Annotated in this window: 16 protein-coding genes and 2 pseudogenes; 5 read left to right on the plus strand and 13 right to left on the minus strand. The window is 60.7% G+C overall.

The window, feature by feature from the left end:
- Window positions 1-365: IS5 family transposase (locus M3A49_RS40125; RefSeq protein WP_266233452.1), on the plus strand; the 365-nt coding region annotated here is incomplete at its 5' end.
- Between the two features lie 292 nt (window positions 366-657).
- Here the strand turns inward: M3A49_RS40125 and M3A49_RS40130 are convergent.
- The 10 genes and pseudogenes from M3A49_RS40130 to M3A49_RS40175 form a co-directional block, all read right to left on the minus strand.
- Window positions 658-822: a hypothetical protein gene (locus M3A49_RS40130; protein ID WP_266233739.1), complete on the minus strand. Its 165-nt coding sequence runs from the start codon at window positions 820-822 to the stop codon at window positions 658-660.
- Between the two features lie 240 nt (window positions 823-1,062).
- Window positions 1,063-2,004 (minus strand): annotated as a pseudogene (locus tag M3A49_RS40135) (IS5 family transposase); the annotation flags it as partial.
- A 4-nt stretch (window positions 2,005-2,008) separates the two neighbouring features.
- Window positions 2,009-2,275: a Txe/YoeB family addiction module toxin gene (locus M3A49_RS40140; RefSeq protein ID WP_323183506.1), complete on the minus strand. Its 267-nt coding sequence runs from the start codon at window positions 2,273-2,275 to the stop codon at window positions 2,009-2,011.
- Entirely contained in the window at window positions 2,272-2,532 is a 261-nt protein-coding gene (locus tag M3A49_RS40145; protein WP_133190871.1) for a type II toxin-antitoxin system Phd/YefM family antitoxin, read from the minus strand. Before M3A49_RS40145 ends, M3A49_RS40140 begins: the two co-directional genes overlap by 4 nt.
- A gap of 569 nt (window positions 2,533-3,101) precedes the next feature.
- Window positions 3,102-3,533, minus strand: a complete 432-nt coding sequence (locus M3A49_RS40150; protein ID WP_254345572.1) for a nuclear transport factor 2 family protein — start codon at window positions 3,531-3,533, stop codon at window positions 3,102-3,104.
- Window positions 3,534-3,579: 46 nt separating this feature from the next.
- The gene (locus M3A49_RS40155; protein WP_266233740.1) at window positions 3,580-4,002 is read right to left on the minus strand and encodes a nuclear transport factor 2 family protein; all 423 of its coding nucleotides are present in this window, start codon (window positions 4,000-4,002) and stop codon (window positions 3,580-3,582) included.
- An 86-nt stretch (window positions 4,003-4,088) separates the two neighbouring features.
- Window positions 4,089-4,715, minus strand: a complete 627-nt coding sequence (locus M3A49_RS40160) for an NADPH-dependent F420 reductase (RefSeq protein WP_266233741.1) — start codon at window positions 4,713-4,715, stop codon at window positions 4,089-4,091.
- Between the two features lie 42 nt (window positions 4,716-4,757).
- Window positions 4,758-5,699 (minus strand): SDR family oxidoreductase, encoded by a 942-nt coding sequence (locus M3A49_RS40165; protein ID WP_266233742.1) that lies wholly within the window; start codon window positions 5,697-5,699, stop codon window positions 4,758-4,760.
- Between the two features lie 77 nt (window positions 5,700-5,776).
- The gene (locus tag M3A49_RS40170; protein ID WP_266233743.1) at window positions 5,777-6,745 is read right to left on the minus strand and encodes an SDR family oxidoreductase; all 969 of its coding nucleotides are present in this window, start codon (window positions 6,743-6,745) and stop codon (window positions 5,777-5,779) included.
- A 51-nt stretch (window positions 6,746-6,796) separates the two neighbouring features.
- The gene (locus M3A49_RS40175) at window positions 6,797-7,432 is read right to left on the minus strand and encodes an NADPH-dependent F420 reductase (RefSeq protein WP_266233744.1); all 636 of its coding nucleotides are present in this window, start codon (window positions 7,430-7,432) and stop codon (window positions 6,797-6,799) included.
- A 125-nt stretch (window positions 7,433-7,557) separates the two neighbouring features.
- On the opposite strand from M3A49_RS40175, the gene M3A49_RS40180 reads away from it, so the two are divergent.
- The gene (locus M3A49_RS40180; protein ID WP_254353709.1) at window positions 7,558-8,010 is read left to right on the plus strand and encodes a winged helix-turn-helix transcriptional regulator; all 453 of its coding nucleotides are present in this window, start codon (window positions 7,558-7,560) and stop codon (window positions 8,008-8,010) included.
- Window positions 8,011-9,312: 1,302 nt separating this feature from the next.
- On the opposite strand, the gene M3A49_RS40185 is transcribed toward M3A49_RS40180, so the two are convergent.
- Window positions 9,313-9,663 (minus strand): hypothetical protein, encoded by a 351-nt coding sequence (locus tag M3A49_RS40185; RefSeq protein WP_266233745.1) that lies wholly within the window; start codon window positions 9,661-9,663, stop codon window positions 9,313-9,315.
- 532 nt (window positions 9,664-10,195) lie between these two features.
- Here M3A49_RS40185 and M3A49_RS40190 point away from each other — a divergent pair.
- From M3A49_RS40190 to M3A49_RS40200, 3 genes are all read left to right on the plus strand, one after another.
- Window positions 10,196-10,399 carry a cold-shock protein gene (locus M3A49_RS40190; protein ID WP_012406518.1) on the plus strand — a complete coding sequence of 68 codons (204 nt, stop codon included), beginning with the start codon at window positions 10,196-10,198 and terminating at the stop codon, window positions 10,397-10,399.
- 738 nt (window positions 10,400-11,137) lie between these two features.
- Window positions 11,138-11,440, plus strand: a complete 303-nt coding sequence (locus tag M3A49_RS40195; protein WP_266233746.1) for a hypothetical protein — start codon at window positions 11,138-11,140, stop codon at window positions 11,438-11,440.
- A 547-nt stretch (window positions 11,441-11,987) separates the two neighbouring features.
- Window positions 11,988-13,364, plus strand: a complete 1,377-nt coding sequence (locus M3A49_RS40200; protein WP_266233747.1) for a hypothetical protein — start codon at window positions 11,988-11,990, stop codon at window positions 13,362-13,364.
- Window positions 13,365-13,777: 413 nt separating this feature from the next.
- Here M3A49_RS40200 and M3A49_RS40205 read toward each other — a convergent pair whose 3' ends face one another.
- Window positions 13,778-16,159, minus strand: a complete 2,382-nt coding sequence (locus tag M3A49_RS40205; RefSeq protein WP_266233749.1) for a hypothetical protein — start codon at window positions 16,157-16,159, stop codon at window positions 13,778-13,780.
- 927 nt (window positions 16,160-17,086) lie between these two features.
- Window positions 17,087-17,229 (minus strand): annotated as a pseudogene (locus tag M3A49_RS40210) (IS5/IS1182 family transposase); the annotation flags it as partial.

Here is a 17,229-nt window from a genome sequence, read left to right on the forward strand (position 1 = left end):
ATGACGCCGGACGCCCCCTGCGGTTGATTGCCACCGAGGGACAAGTTTCCGATATTTCGTGCGCGAATGAACTGGTTGAGCATTTGCGCACCGGTGCGGTCATCGCTGACAAGGGCTACGACTCGAACGCCTTTGTGGAGAGTATCCGCACTACGCGTGCGAAGGCCGTAATCCCGCCGCGTTCGAACCGCAAGACCAAGCGTCGCTATAGCCGTGTGCTGTATCGGACCCGGAACATCGTCGAACGCTTTTTCAGTCGTATCAAACATTTTCGTCGTGTCGCCACTCGCTACGACAAGCTCGCAGGGAACTATCTCGCCTTCGCTTCGCTTGCCTGTGCCTTTGGACCGCTGATGAGAATGTGAACAGAACCTAGCCATTCGAGTGCGGAAATCAGAAGGCGCCTCGCCCGCTGGAACATCGACGAAAACGTTCGCCGGCGGCTCGAAACCGATAGCGACGAAAGCGTGAGATCTGCCGCCGCCGAGGGCCGGGAACTCTTCGGCTTCCCGCCCGAACTGGCGCACACGCCGGAGCTTTGAGTGCAGCGCGTACGGCAATGGATGGATTCATTGCCGCACGCGTGTTTGCGCCCTGTTCATCGAGGTGATTAGACGGGCTCCAGCGAAACGCGCCGACTGGACAATGCGTGTCCAGTTAGCCGACTACGATGAATGCTATTGCGCCGGAATGAATGGCGCCGATCTTGTGAGAGGAGTCGATCACCATGCCGTACAACAACTCAGCACTCGAAACGCTCGCCGCGTTCGCAATCACTTTTGCGGCGGGCGTCGTGTCCACCTTTGCGATCGGCAAATACATCGAAAAAGTCCGGCGGGACGCGATTGACTCCGTTTCGCGCCCGGCGTGAATTTCCCGCCGAACTACCGGCAGCGATACGTCTCGACTCTGGAAGCCTCCTAACGGGATCAGCCTTTATTCGGGAAGCTAACGGACCGGAACCCCGCGCTACGATGAAGCTGTGTAGAGAACCGCATCAAAATTAACGGAGACTGAAACAACAATCGGAACAGTTTTGCGGAGCGAGACGGCTTTGTTGCGTTAATCAGGCGTAGAAACAACATGCCCCCTGAGTTTTCGATATGAGACGATGCGGGCGGACTGCGGGCGTGCGAGGGCCGCCATGCGGTTGAGGACACCTGCACGAATCGATACCTCTGTTGCCTGTGAACCGATCTCGCGGGCCCAGAGGCTGGAGCCCGTGAGAATCTTGAGGCGGTACATGAGTGTCTCAGCGAGCGACCGGCGATGGTAGCCACTGGCGCGCTTCCATTCACGCCTGCCGCTTTGCGCGATTGCGTCGATGGTGGCATTGCGCCAGGCCGCACCCGGCGTGCTGGCTGGCCACGGCGTCGCGCCCTCACGCGGCGGAATCGACGGGGCAGATCCGCGCGCCGCAACGCGTGCATGGCACGCCTTGGTGTCGTAGGCGCCGTCGCCTCCGATGGTATCAATCGCCACATCAGCAGGAATCTGGTCGAGCAAATCGGGCAGAACTTCGCCATCGCCTTCGTCTTGATGAGTCATCAGTGCGGCGCAGATCTGGCCCGTGTTGGCATCCATCGCCAGGTGCACCTTGCGCCACGTGCGACGTTTGGACCAGCCATGCTTGCGTACCTTCCACTCGCCTTCGCCGTAGACCTTCAGTCCAGTGCTGTCGATCACGAGATGCATGGGTTCATGGGGACGTTGCGCCGGCAGCGCGACCTTGAGGGTCTGCGCGCGACGGCTCAAGGTCGTGTAGTTCGGCACCGGCAAGCCCGGGTAGGCGAGCTTGCGCAAGCTATGGGCGAAGCCTTGCAGGGCGCGCAGCGGCAGATGAAAGACTTGCTTGAGACTGAGGAGCATCTGGATCGCAGCATCACTGTACACAGGCGGTCGGCCGCGCCTGGGCGGCCCAGCCTCGGATCCATGCGTCAGTATGCTTTGATCAATCCACATCGTCACGTCGCCTCTCGCAATCAAGCCCGTGTTGTTTTCCGATGGGTCAGTAGTGGTAGCGGCACGAGACTATATTGATCTGGCTACCGGCAATTTCGTAAACGAGCCGGTTGGTGTCATCGATGCGACGCGACCAGAAACCCGTCAGATTCGCCTTCAGTGGTTCAGGCTTACCGATGCCCTCGAACGGAGTGCGCTGAGCGTCCTTGATAAGTTGATTGATGCGCTTTAGCGTCTTTCTATCCTGCCCCTGCCAGTAGACATAGTCCTCCCATGCCTCGGCCGTCCACATGATGTTCAAAGCGCCGCTCATTCGGCGTCTTCAACCAGCTTGCGGGGCTTGACCTTGCCTGCCCTTGCCTGCGCGATCGATCGCTCCAGATGAGCTACGTTGGCCGGGGAGCGAAGCAGGTGAACTGTTTCCATCAAGCTGTCGTAATGCTCTTGCGACATGACGATCGCGTTGGGTGCGTCCCGACGGGTGATGAGCGTAACGTCTACGTCATCGACAACTTGGTCGATGACGCGCTTGAGATTCGCGCGGGCGTCTGAAAATGGAATGGTGCGCATGCGTCTTCCTTGGCTACGAACGTGTACGAGAACAGGTACAAGTCTAACACGCGTCTACCACATGTACAAGTAACAGTACGAATTGCACCTCTATGCAGCGAAATTCGCGTCGTATTCCGAGGAAGTCTGGTCGCTTCGATCGAAAAGTCACCCGGGCACGCGCAACACACGGACTTTCCGCGAAATAATCCTCCTCACCCTGTCCGCCGCCGCGGTGCGCCGGGAACCGGCGGATGCGGGCTGGGAACGGGACAGGCAGTTAGTTGCATCCGGCATGGGCCAATCATCCAGCAAGCTAGTGCCCACGCGCGCCCCTGGGACGAACCCATGCGACTGAGCCTCGTCACAACCGGCTCGTCCTCACATTTCGGGATGCCTGGCGCTGAGGCGAGACTCCGCCCGGCCTGCACACCGGACGGGCCGTCGCGTCCGGAGTGCCCTCAACCCCCGGCGCAGCAATCGGCCGAGTTTCGGCCAGTTCCGGTCAGTCGACCTGCGAAGGAGTCGGACATTCGAAGGTCCGCTGCACGCAGCTAAGCGACGTTCAGTCCATGATTTTGTTCGTCGGGTCAATTGCCGCTATCGATGCCTTGGCGCTCGCCTGGGAGTTCGGAGGCCCGCGCCAGTGCAAGCGTGTCGATGTACTCCCGGATGTTCGTCACTTTGCTATTTCGAACGGTGATGGCAAAGACCCAGTGGTCTTCGAACGTCTTGTTCGTGGCTTTGACTCTGCCCGTCGCGAAGCCGACGACCAGAACCCGGTCGCCCTGGGCTACGAATTCGGGAGGGGCGGGGTATGACGTTTCCACCATTTCGGAAGCCTTCTGAAGCAGATCCGCCAATCCCGCGTGTCGGCGGTGGGTGCCGGCCAGCGGCCAGTCCTTGCCCGGAATGATCCACTCGATATCTTCGGAAGTCAGCGCCAGCAGACCTTGCCTATCGCTGCGGCCCATTGCTGCAAAGAAGTCCTTAACTATCTGGACATTGTGTTCGATGCTCATCGCACGTCTCCATTTTTCTCACATCGGATAGCTTGGCGACAGGGACTCAGCCGACGCCAAGTTGCTGCTGCATTACGGCAGCCTCCCTGTAGCAATGGAAGGATGTGATCTTCGCACCCTCGCCGAGGTGAAAGACATCGCAAGACGGGACATCGATTGACTTGCCCGTAGGAGCTAGAGCACCAGCGGGAAGCGGCAGCTCACCTATATGTGTTCCCCGCGTTGCGAGTTCGACAATGATGACGTTCTGCGCGACGTAGACGTTAAGTAACTCTCGGCGGACGTCGGGGAATGCCTTTGCGAAGCCAGCGATGGACTCGCCAATGGCCTGCCCTCGGAACTTCATGCCGGCGACCATATCCCACATGTATCCTTCGTAAGAAAACATGGAGGCAATCTTGTTGACGACCGTCGCTCGCTCATCCGAGGCGGCGTAGAGCTTCCTAATGACTTCCTCGTCGCTAGACACCTCAAATCCTTTCGTAGTCGGCGCTGTCTGCTGACTTGCTCCCATTGGTGTTTTTGACCTGCCGGCGACGCCGCGGTGTCGGTCGTTCAGACGAGATCGACGTTCAGGGCGAAGTTCCAGGTGCCGGCGCCGTTTTTGGCCAAGCCGATCATCATCAGGCCGGCCGCCTCTAGCGTCTGGGCCATGTTCAGACCCCCAACATCAAATGGGCGCAGACCGAGACTTTCGAGGAAGGTCGAGACGCGCGCCTTGGCCCCCGCGTCGTCGGCTGCCATGAACGCGTCGAGGCGTCCACCCTTGGCGAGTACGTGACCGAAGATGGTGTTGAACGCCTTCACGACATGCGCGCCAGCGGGGAGCCCTTTGGCGGTCTCCTGCGCTCCAGAACTGCCGTGGGGGGTGACGAGGCCCGAAAGGTCGGGGGCAACGGGGTTGGCGATGTCAATGATCACCTTGCCGTCGAGCGCTTCCCCAAAGTCGGCCACCACCGCCGCCGCACTGCTGTACGGCACGGCGAGGATGACGATGTCGCCCGCCGGCGCTGCGCCGTACGTCCCTGTCGTCGCTCCGGCCGCGAGCTTGTCGGCCAGCGCCTGTGCCTTGTCGGGGTCGCGGTTGACTACCTCGACGGTATGCCCGGCGTCGGCAATACGGCCGGCAATCGCCGTGGCCATGGTTCCTGCGCCGATGATGCTGATAGTACTCATCTTCATTCTCCTAAGAGTTGCGGTGCCGTTGGTGGTCCCTTGGCGGGGTCAGCCGGCAGGGAAGTAATGGCCGTTGTCCAGATCGGCGAACAGTCCGGGCCGAGTAGGCTCCCAGCCAAGGGTCTGGCGTGTGATGGCGTTCGACGCCGGGGTGTCCAGCTTGACCAGATTCGCGAGGAACCCGAAAAATCCGGGCAGCATGAGCTCGTCCGCGGGAATGGGCACGGCGGGTAGGTTCAGACGGCTGCCAATCGCCTCAGCGAGCTCGCGGTACGTGAAAGCTTCGTCAGCAACCGCGTGCCAGTTTCTCCCGGCGGGACCCTTCTCGAGCGCCAGACGGAACACGGTGGCGAGGTCATGAGCATGCACGGCGGCCCACCGGTTCTGACCGTCGCCGGGGTAGCCGACAACACGCTTTTCCTTCGCGAGGCCGATCAGCAGCGGAAGGAAGCCGGCGTTATCGGTCGTGCTGTGCATGATCTCAGGAATCCGCACGACCGAAGACCGGACGCCCTTCTCAGCGAGGCCAATCACCGTGGTTTCCACGATGTTACGAACCCGCAGGGTATTCTTGTACGGATCGCCGCCGGGAAGGGGCTGATCCTCCTCGGTGGCCGGCCGGCCCAGGCCTTCCCAGCCGGGCGAGCCGATGCTCCCCGACGTGACCAGCGGCTTGTCCGTGCCCGCCAGGGCCTCGCCATATGCGAGCATGATCTCCAGTTCCGCAGCGGCCACGCCGTTGATCCCGGCGGTAGGAAGCAGGTCCTGCCTGTGGGCAACGTGGATGACACCGTCAGCGGCCGCGGCCGCTTCCTTGAGCCCGTTGAGATCCTCAAGGCTGCCGCGACGCGCCTTGGCACCGAGCGCGGACACCGCCGCCTCGGCCGCGTCCGAGCGGGCCAAAGCGGTGACCTCATGGCCGGCAGCGATCAGGTCGGAGATGATGTACGGACCGGAATGGCCGGTCCCGCCAGTGACAAATACATGCATGTGCGTGCTCCTTGTGAATGATGTGATGTGAAAAGCGCTGGGTATTCGCCGGGCTCGGTGTGCCCCGCCCCCTGCCCTCAGCTCAAGTCAGCGGCAGGGAAATAATGTCCGTTATCGAGGTCCTCGATTAGGCCGGGTTGAACAGGTTCCCAGCCGAGGGCCTGGCGCGTAATGGCGCTGGATGCCGGGAGGTCGAGCGTGACCACAGCGGACAGGAATCCGAAGTGGCCCGGCACCATCAACTCGTCCAAGGGAATGCTCCTGGCAGGCATGCCCAGACGAGCGGCAATGGCCTCGGCGATTTCGCGGAACGAGATGCCTTCGTCGGCAACCGCGTGCCAAGTCTTGCCGGCGGCCCCTTTCTCCAGCGCCACGCGGAATAAGGAGGCAAGATCGCGAACGTGCACGGCGGGCCACCGGTTCTGGCCCTCGCCAGCATAGGCGGCGAAGCCCTTCGCTTTCGCGATCAAGATCAACTGCAGGCGACCGGTCGCACTGTGAACGAGGGTCGGAATGCGCACGACCGAAGACCGCACGCCTCGCTCGGCAAGGCCGACCACGGCGGTCTCCACGATGTTGCGCGCCACCAGAGTGCCTGCATCCAGAGGGCCGCTAGGAAGCGCGGGATCATCCTCGGTTGCCGGACGACCCAAGCTGATCGGCGCGCCAATACGACCCGCCCGGCCCACATTCGAAGGCGCGCCGATAGTGCCTGCGACGACCAGCGGCTTTCCGGTGCCTGCCAGCGCCTCGCCGAACGAGTGCACGATCGAGAGTTCGGAATCGCCGAGGGCCGTGATCCCGCCGGACGAAAGCAGATCGGCCCGGTACCCCAAGTGGATGACGCCGTCCGACTCCGCCGCCGCTGCTTTGAGCTCCTCGAGGTCGGCGAGATCCCCACGGCGCACCTTGGCGCCGAGCGCGGACGCCGTTGCTGCGGCCGCGTCGGAGCGGGCCAGAGCGGTGACCTCGTGGCCGGCCGCAACGAGATCGGGAATGACGTACGAACCGGCGTGGCCGGTCCCGCCAGTGACGAAAACGCGCATGTTATCGCTCCTCGTGAGTATGCGATTCGAGAGGTGCTGGTACCGGCCCACTCAGCCGAGAAGGCTGACACCGATTGAGAATTTGCCGTGCTTGACGGAGTGGGTCATGAGGCCCAGCCACAACATGCAGGCGTGTTCCAGCGTCCACGCCATGGACAGCTGCCCGGTATCCATCGGGCGCAGTCCGAGGGTTGCGATGAACGCCGAGAGACGCGCCTTCGCCTGCGCGTCGTCACCGGCGATAAACACGTCCAATGAATGGCCCTCGACTGGACCGGCAGCTAGGACCTGGGCGTTCTGGGTGTTGAACGCCTTGACGATATCCGCACCGGCAGGGGCGGCCTTGGCGATCTCCTGCGCGCCGAAACTGCCTTCAGGGGTCAAGAAGCCCGACAAGTCGGATTTGATGGGGTTTGTGATGTCAACGAGGAGTTTGCCTGCTAGCTCTTCGCCATATTGCTTCACCACGTCGAGGACGGCGGAGTAGGGAATCCCCAAGATGACAATGTCCCCGGCCGGGCCGGCGCCGAACGTTCCTGTCGTCACACCGGCTCCTATGTGCTCGGCCAGCGCCCGCGCCTTGGCAGCGTCGCGACACATCACCTCGACGGTGTGTCCGGCCTTGGCGGCAAGGCCGCCGATCGCTGCGGCCATGCCACCTGCGCCGATGATGCTGATAGTGCTCATGCAGTCTCCTGGTGAATTGGGTGGTGCTCGTACTCTTCAGAAAGCATGCTAATCATATTACTTGCAAAAAACAAGTAAACAATGGAATTTTACTTGTTGAATACAAGCGATGTTAAAATCTAGCTATGAAGACGACATCTAAAGACGGCGTTCGGTCCCATTGCGCGGTGAACTACGGCGTGGAGATCTTTGGCGACCGGTGGTCGCTCCTGATCATTCGTGACATCGTTTTTGTTGGCAAGAAGACGTATGGCGAGTTCCTGAAATCGGAAGAGGGAATCGCGACCAATGTCCTTGCTTCCCGCCTCGCCTTTCTGGAGGAACAAGGAATTCTCTTGAAGGCGACCAGCCCCGATGACAGGCGTAAGGACTTCTACACTTTGACCGAGAAGGGCCTGGACCTCATTCCCGTTGTGCTTAGCATCGTTCTTTGGAGCGCGAAGCACGATTCGAAGTCGTATGTACGGCGCAGCAAGGAGTTCGTTGCTCGACTACGTCAAAGTCCTATGCAGGTGGGCGAAGAAGTGAAGGCGCTGGTCCGCAATGGCGGATGTATGTTTCCTGACAGCAAGGAATGAGCAAGACGGCAAGCGCGCCCTGTCACGTCGCACGAACGATATGCACACACCACCGGCAACGAGGTGCGGCGAATAACAAAGCCGATGTCCGAAACGGTCCTGGAAGCCGCCACTGATGTTTCACCGATCTCAGTGGCTCCTCAGGGTCGAAAGTGCGAGTTCGCGGATGCAGGAACCTCACTTCGGGTTGCTCAACGCCACCACCGTCAGCAATCTGCCAGCTTGCTGACATAGAACCCCAATCGCCCCAAAGTCGGCTAAGACCGACGACTCAATCTTCGATGAGGGTACAAAATGGCCGTTCCACTTTGGAAGCTTCTCTAGCGAAGACGCCGGGTTGGCGGCCGCGAATATCGCGTCGTATTCCGAGGAAGTCTCGTCGCTTCGATCGCAAAGTCACCCGGGCGCGCGCAACACCCGGCCTTTCCTCGGAAAAATCCGGGCACGCTGACCATCGCCGCCGGAGGCGCCCCGGCCAGCCAGAGGCAAACGACCGTGCGCGCCAACGCCCTGCCCGCTGAGGTCATCCGCCGGGAACCGGCGGTTACGGGTTGGCCGCGACGGGGACCGTTAGTTGGACAGCGAAACAGAAGCGTGGCCTTCGATTGCTGGCGCAACCACTCGTCAGCACTACCATGGGCGCCTGCAATCCGACCGTTGGGGATCAAGGGCCAGCCAGCGGAGCCGGACGCTGGCACGGCGCCGTATCCAGCCTCCCCGGACGAGATGCCGTTAAGTCATGAGAGCGTCAGCCGTGCAAGCGGCAATCGGGTCGGGCAGGGTCACTTCTGCTGTTCGCCTACCGTTCGACGAGTTCGCCTGCTTTCGCTCTCAACATACCCATGAATGCCTCCTTGCCGATACTAGAGCAATGTCAATTGAGCGCTACTGCCATTAGCCTGGCTGCGTGCTGCGCCCACAGCCCCCGCAGCGCCGCGCGAAGGTGCATGCCCGACCTGTTCCTGTCGCGATGACGCTCCCGTACCCTCACACGCTCGCCCCCAGTTGGGGCTCAGGACGACAGAAGAGAACACCACATCGGGCCCGATCTGTATGAAATTGTTCATGGCCCCTTCGGTAGCGCTATGTCGGCGTCGCCGATCACTGCAAAGACTGCTGACGCCGTCAGTTCACTCAATTCTGCTGCCCGCTCGCCGTGAGGATAATCGAGCGCGACGGGCGCACGCAACATTGCCCGAATGCCCGTCAGATGCCCATCCTCGCTGCGACCTCGAGTGAAACGCACTGGACGCTCTTCACTTTCACGCGCCGGCGCGCAGATGCATGCCCACGGGATTCGCATCACGAGTGACGTTCAGCGTCGGGACCCGGCACGGGGATAGTCCACTCATCCACCGCTTTCCCCGCTTCGGGTTCGCGCTCTCGCCGAAGCTCCAGGAGGCGACCGTGAGCGACAACCACTTTCAGGTCGAGTCTCATGCCTTTCCGGAAGTGGAACAAATAAGCCGTGAAGGAGGCTGTGTTGCTGGCAAGGTAACCGTCACTGAGAAACTGTCGACGCGCGACAAGTCCATCGCTTGCCACCCAGTAATCGGCCATGGCGCAATCGAGCGACTTTGTCTGCCAGTCCTTTCTCGGCAGGTCTTCCGGGAACGGCTCGAAATCCTGAGAAAACTCGAATGTATCGTTCATCCTCGAGCGCGGCTTCGCTGGTGTTAGCGTCGACCAAGGGTAACATGGCTTCCCCAGTCTCCAGGTTGGCACCGCAAAACTGGTTGGGGCCCACTTTCGCGCCATAGTTTGCCCGTCGCTGGCGTATGGGGGACAGGACCGCACCAGAATGGTGACGAAGACCGGGCTTTCGCGTGTGACGAGGGAGAAATCCACAATGAGTCGATGTTTCTGCGACTCTTCTCAAGCGCCTTGCCTGTCCGTTCCAGAATCAGTCTTCGCCGCGCAGCCTGCAGACTTCGCTGAAACTCCCGGTTGCCGGGCAGATCGCGCTTGCCGCGCGGCAATCATATGGTCCCGCCGTCAGGGGTTAGAACGACAAGTGTCTACACCGGGCCTGGGTCGTTGAAAGCCGAACCCTGCCCTGTCCGTGGACCTGCTGATTGGCAGGTGTCATCCCGGCGTGGTAAAAAGTCGTCCCTTGCGGGTGATCGCCCCCAGGCGATATCGTACTCTCGCGATTTCGGGTTTCAACATCGACAGGATTCAAAAAATGGCAACTGGCACAGTGAAATGGTTCAATGACGCGAAAGGCTTTGGCTTCATCACCCCGGATGACGGCGGCGAAGACCTGTTCGCCCACTTTTCCGAAATCAAGACTGAAGGCTTCAAGTCGCTGCAGGAAAACCAGAAAGTAAGCTTCGATGTGAAGATGGGGCCGAAGGGCAAGCAGGCTGCAAATATCAAGCCAGTCTGACCGGCGCGTCGCATCCCGATGTGTGGCCCGTTCTGCGGGCCAGTTTTTCTTGCGCCCTGCGCTTCAATCTTTAACGAAGCGATGGGCATCCGGCACATGCGCGCCATGCTGTTTGAGCGTCAACAGTAGTTTTGTGCAGAACATGATGTCCTGGTGCGTCCTCCTCGCGACATCGATCGATTCCCCGGATCATCTGACGAAGCGCAAGCGTTTCGCCTGTCCTCCGGGGAATTGATTCGATGCAGCATAGGCGTGGAGACGCAGGACAAAGCGCGCATTTGCGGTAGCGTTGATGCCGCGCTTTCGGCCACGCTGCCCGGATCCATCATCGCCCCGCAAAGCAGCGGATATCCTGTGAAGGAAAACGGTTGAGCTCCGCGCCGGCAACAACACTGTCCTCGACGAATCGACATCCACGAGCAGAAGCACTACGATCGAAAACATGCCGGTGGCCATGGCAGGTGGTTGTCGCAAGATAATTTTCTGTCGGTTCGCACTAACCGTGCCAGACTGCCCACCGATGTGGTGGCCCATAGCGCCTCGCGACGCATGCGTAGTGAACCGGCGCGGTCCCATGCAGGATGGCAGTGGCCGCCGGGACGCCGTGCGCCGCGTAGATTGTTTGAATCAGGCGAAGAGGCAAGTGCCGGACATGCGTGGCGCTATCCTCGGTAGGTGCCCGTCGATGCCACCACCCAGTGGATCGACGCCGGGAGCCGTGCTTTCAGGGGAATCGCCATGACGACGACCGAGTCACTTCTGACGCTGGCCGAGTATCTCGAGCTGTCCCTGAACGCTGGCGCAAGCGTGATCATGATGCAGAAATGCAATGACGTCTGTGCCATGTACGTTGGCGATGCCAGGAGAGATCAGGACCGCCTGCGATATCACGGGAACATTGCCGCAACCCAGGCCGAAGAGATCCTTGAGCAAACCCACGCTGGACGAAACCGGCTGGAGATCGGCGGACAGCTATACCGCTTTATCCGGAGCTTCAAACATTTTGAGGATCGCGGCGCGGTGGTGTTCGCGCCGTCATGACACCGGAGGCGCGACGATTTCGGGAAACGTAAATTTGACGTTTCCGGGTACGTTGTCCATTCCCAAATACTGAAAATCCTCATCAAGGACTTGTCAGGCGAAGTACGGCGCGCTCGAATATGGCCGGATGGTCGACCTGCCGGTCGACGGCGACCAGCGTCAAGAGCGGGTTGTGCAAGCCCTCACCCCATTCGTCGATGCGACGATTTGCGGTGGCAAGCGGAGTACCGCGCCCTCCTCGAAGGGAATATCCGCTTGCCGTCGGCATCGTCGACGCCCCCCCGACCTCATCGCAGCTTCAACTGGCTCAATCGCCCTTGACGCCTCAAGCGGGGCCATGAATGGTTGCCTGAATTCTTGCGGTACCTCATTCGTTATCCTATTTATTTCATATGCGTTCACGGAGAACCAGTACCTCCTCGAGCCCGCCACCCTCACCCGGGCGTACATTTACGCATCGTCGTGCGAATGACGCATCAAATATCAACTGCGCCGCGTTTATAATGATCGTCTTCAGGATGTCAACGCTCGCATGGAGCCCTACTATATGAGTCAAGCCCGCGGGCGATATGCGGGATCCCGCGACAGCGGCCAACGCCAGGCTCGCCACGAAAAGAAGTCTCAGCCCAACCGGCAGAGACAACCGTATGTGAAGGCGCCTGTCCAGGACGCCACACAGACGGCCTCCGTTTTCAAGACACGGTCGTTCCAGTTTCTCGTCAACGCAGTGGGTGCGGAAAATATCGCCATCGCGCTTGAGTCCACCATGACGCGCGTGGCCGAACTGATAAAGGGTGAGAGGTTCACACCCGAAACCGCCTTTCACATGGAAACCACGCTTGGGTTGCCGCATGGCTTTTTTGACCAGCCCAATCCTGGCCTCGCAGCCGAGACCATCGCTCGCCTGAAGTCACCGCTCGACTTCATTCAAACCGACGACGAACCAGACGGAGAGTCCGAAGCACTCAAGCCGGCTTCTGTCCTGACCGTCGACCCGCAACCCTCTCTTGAAGACAGTTTGTCCGAGGAAGCGCAAATGCCAAGGAAAGCAACCGGTGGTACGCCCAGGGCCGTCAAGACCAGTACAGGCGAAACGGCCGGACAGCCCGAAGCTCGTACGCCGCGAAAAGCTTCGCGTTCGAAATCCAGGACATCTCCTGAAACGGCCCGGCAGCAGTCGCTGGCACTAAACGAAAGCGCCGACGTGGAAAACATCCGGCGCGCCAACCTCCACGTTCTCACGAGTCGCAACGGCTCGAAAGCAAGACTTGGTGTGGTTATGGAACTGAGTGGGTCCAACATGGCCCACCGGCTGCATGGCAAGAAGCGCATGGACGCTGTCGAAGCCAACCGGTTCACGGAGCGACTGGGATTGCCAGCTGGCTGGCTGGATACACCGCGCTCCGAAACCGAGATTCCACCGTCGGTGTCACGTATGCTTGCGCCTGCGGCGCGCGGACGCGTATCCGCTCAACAAAGCGAATCGCTTGCGCCCGCAACAAACGATGACGTGCCAGCGAAGGCCGCCGGCGCGAAGACGCGCGCGCGGCGCGTGCGGGCGGGCGATCCGGAGGTCCCCTCAGTTGTTTCGGTGGAAGTCGCAGGTGAGAAGGAGGCGATCGTTACCAGCCCGCGACATCCTGTAAATGGCTTTCCCGACGACTTGGCCGGTCGCCTGCCTGAAGAGAGTGATGTTGGCGCGCCGGCAGCCACACCGGCAACCCCAGAGTCATTCGCCGCGTCCGCAGTACCGCAGGGAAATCCGGCAGCGCTCCCCTTCGCTTCCGTGACGAGCCTGGACAATCTTCACGGTATTGAGCCGATAGCGGAAGCGTTGATCAAGACGCTGGCAGGCAAGGCACGCACCGGTCGCCTGGACGAACTGAAAGCGCTGGAACTACTCCAGCAGGCGATCCTGCTATGAGCCTGTGGCGGCGTGCCAGGTTCCTCGAGGCCACCCGTAATATCGCGCCCGGGGAAGAGCTTCTCATCTTCTGTGTTCGACCACAGAATTCATCGACTACGCGCTTAAGATCCCTGCGAAGGCACGCGAATCAGCCAGCGAGTACACCTGTCGCTGCGGCGCCAGGCGTTGCCGCGGGACCATGCTTGCTCCGATCCAGGTACGCTCCGCTGAAGCTTCCCATCGCCGGGGGGCCAGTGCATCAATGCGCGCAAGCCTCGGCACGTCAGGCACTACGAATCGCGTCCAACGTGCCGCTGACGGCCACCTTCGGTCAGTCGACTTTCCGCTCCAAATCGCCTAAGGCAAGAGCGAAGTCGAACTACATGGCTTGCATTCGTACGGGCCCCCAGAGGTGACGCTCGCGACGAATGTTACGGTAGGCTGACGATGGGAGCCTGCCACATCGACCGGCCAAAGGTACCGAGGTAGAGTACGCCGCCGTTCGGCCCGACACAAAAGCGCAGATCGCCACAGTGTGGGCGGCTGGGTAGGTTCAGCGAAGCCCCCTGCCAAGTCTGTCCGTCGTCGCGGCTGATATATACCTGATCGTCCGTACAGACGAAAAGAGCGTGCGGCACGCGCGAGCGGGGAACCTCGACAGTTTCAAGGCCGAAGAGCGGCTCGTTGGGCAGACCGGCGCCTGGGGTTGGCACCCAGCGGGCGTTTGCCGAGTCCAGTTGCAGGATGTAGTTCGCGGTCACGGCCGGATTCAGCTTTGCCGACGCCCCATCCAGTATGGCAAAGAGTACCGCATCGCTGAACGCGACGATGCGGATGACGCTGCCGCCCGTCATCGGATTGCCCGGCGAGGGCTGTGGCAGTACGACAGGTAGCTCGACGACCGTACCTTGGGCGCTATCCACCTGGAACATCCTGCCATCGTTCCATGTCCCGACAAATACGCTCACACCGTCAAACGACGCAAAGGCGCCGGCCACCACGCCTACGGGCAGCGTCGCCAAAACGTTCCAGTAGTGCCTCATCGGAAACGTGCCGAGAATGCTAAGCGGGGGCGGGGGCCATAAAGTGTGGTCCGTGTACAAGCCGTACACGATATTGCCCACTCCCGCGACGGCCAGCAAAAGATCACCGGTGGTATTGCGGTACGAAGGGTGGGTGACGATCTCGCCTGTCGCCCCCGCGATTCCTTTCGGATCGGGCGGCGTGCCGCCCACGGCGACGACGCCGAAGTCCTGAGGGCCGAGTGGAGGATTGATGACGGTCGCAGCGATAGGCCCACTATTGATGTTGTGCAGCAGGGCACCGTCAGTGATGAAGGCGACCCAGCCGCCGTCTCCGTAGTCGACGTGAGTCCAGGGCTGAGGTTCCGGCAGTCCCGTTGTCGGCGATGTCGAGCCGAGCGCAAGGTTGTTGCAGAGATTGCCATGATCCTGCGCGCCCGCGGCTACAAGGCGCTGCTGGAGAGGAGCGGCGGCGATCGACCCATAGAACTGCCGGATCAGGTTTGAGTAGAGTTGCAGTGTAGGCAGGTTGTGGTTGAAATTGCTGCGCGCTTCTGGGCCACCGCCCTTGAGGAATTGATCGACGTTGATCGAAGCCACGCCACCGTCGCTGCCCACGCAGAGCATCAGATCGACTGAACCCCGCAGCCTCGTGAACAGCAGTGCATGAAGATCCGAGTGCAAATGGACCGGGTCTGTCACCTGGATCCAGTTTTGTCCCGCGTCGGTCGAAAGGAATGGACCGGCGGACTGCCATCCGAAGGCGACGACCGAAAATATATCCGGCGCGACCGCAATACGATTATTCCAGGCGTTTCCCTGGTCGCCTGCGGCGCTCTGGATACCCCCGAAGACCGTCGAGCCGGCGAGCGTGAATGGGCAGGCCTCCCAGACCCTGCCTCCGTCGCCAGAGCGCAAGATCTGCAGTAGCGTGCCGTCGGACGCAGCGCACGCGGCGTACGCGCGGTTGGGGTGCACCGCGCAGGCAGCGACCGAGCACGCTCCGGCCGTCGACAGCACGGTGATGTTGGGGTTGGTCGAAGACGTTTGTTGGACCGGCTGCAGAACGAGATCGCCCACGGCGTTCCATTGGCCGACGTAGATACCCTGACTCATAGCGCCGGCCACGACTGTGACCTGGTCCAGAACTTCCACCGACGACAGCGGTGTCCCGTCGGTAAGGGTGGCGAACGTAACGTCGTAGAAGCCGTCGTTGGGCCCGCCACGGACTCGCGCCTTATGCCACAGGTATGGCGGACGCGGCGGTGGAGCCGGCCCAAGCGAGGACTCCGGAATAATCGACCAGAAGATGCCGCCGCTGTCATCGGTGAGGAGCTTGTTGCAGGCGACTACGATCCGACGTGCGCGCGGCAGGACTGCGATTCGCGTGATGCTCCCGGCGCCAGAGGGCAACTGTGCGTCGATCGGATTCCAGTTGGCGAGCGGCGCCGCAGTGCCGACATCGGTCTCCCGGATCGTCGATATGGAGCGGGTAGGTGAAGTAGGCAGCTGGCCGGACGACCCTGCGAAGAGATGAACTGTGCCGTCGGGGCCGAAGGCAAGACAGCTGATGTCGGGATCATCCCATGTGTCGCTTAGAGGATGAGCGCCGCCGTAGTTTGGGTCAACGCTCCACACGCCGCCCGTCTGAGTGGCCACAACGAGTAAATCATCGGCGACCAGATCGAGGATTTCCGTGACGTGGCCTGAATGCCAGGCGTCGGCAGCGTTGTCGATCTGAATCCCCAGTGAATTCGCAAGCTCCCATCTGACGGTTGGATCGTCGGTCATGATTTGCTAAGGAAGACTAGCCTTCCGGTTAATGTTGTTTAGACTGGTCGGGCGTCGCGACGCCCCTTAAGCGGAACTGTCTCCATCCAAGTCCAGCGAGCAAAACAAAAATCACCAAAGAGAAAAAGAGCGCGATTGTGATTTCAACGCTGCCATCTCCATCGTCAGGAGACTTGTTGAAAAATATTTCGATCCAGTGTGGTACCGTGATTGTGAAGATCAAGATACCCCCGGCAATGGTTGCACCTGCTACTTGTAGCCAAAATCGGAAGGGACTGTACATTTTTGCCGCTACCAAGCGCCCGTAGTCTTCAAAAATATAGGCGGTTTAAGCGCGATTCGCGACATTATTTGTTATGTGGGATGCGCCGTCGTGGTGATCCACGGTTCCCGGCTGTGATACGTACCGCGGCCGCAAGACTTCACGTCCGTAGACGTCGACGAGTCCCGTCTAGGCATCGCGTAGGTCGGTAATTCCCAGGTCTCGATCCAAGTTCGTTTGGGTACGGCCGACCGCGTGGGGCGGCCGTCGGCCAGAAACGGCCGTACGCGGCCTACAGACAGACGACTGCCACCGCGCCAAAAGTGGACGCTCCTTAGGGCTTCGGCGCCTTCACGTACCGCGCTATGACGGAAAGACGCATTTGCGCGAAACGCCGGAGCAATTCGTCCTCTGCCGAACTCAGTGCATCGTCGAGGAACCGGTTGACTGCTGATTCCACCGGGCAGGCCGGATTGTCATCCGCCGTACCGATCGCGAATGCGCTCTTAGCAGGTTGCGGAAATACACCCCCGGCGGAAGCGGTGCGCCTCGATGTACGCGCCCGCCAGTCGCAAACTTTCGCATTGTGCAATCTCAACGCGAATTCAACGTTCTTTCGGCGGCTTGAGGCCGACTTCTGACCTCCTTGCCACGCTTTCCGCCACTTATAAGCGGATTTGTGCCAGTGATCGCATGCGCACGAGGTTGTATGCCGCCATGTTCAACACGAACATCTGGTCCACCTTCTTCAAGCCACGCACCATCACCTGACGCATGCGCCCCACGGTCTTGGCCCAGCCGAAACCTT

Origin of the sequence: Paraburkholderia sp. CNPSo 3076 (assembly GCF_026343935.1) — a bacterium.
Taxonomy (GTDB): domain Bacteria; phylum Pseudomonadota; class Gammaproteobacteria; order Burkholderiales; family Burkholderiaceae; genus Paraburkholderia; species Paraburkholderia nodosa.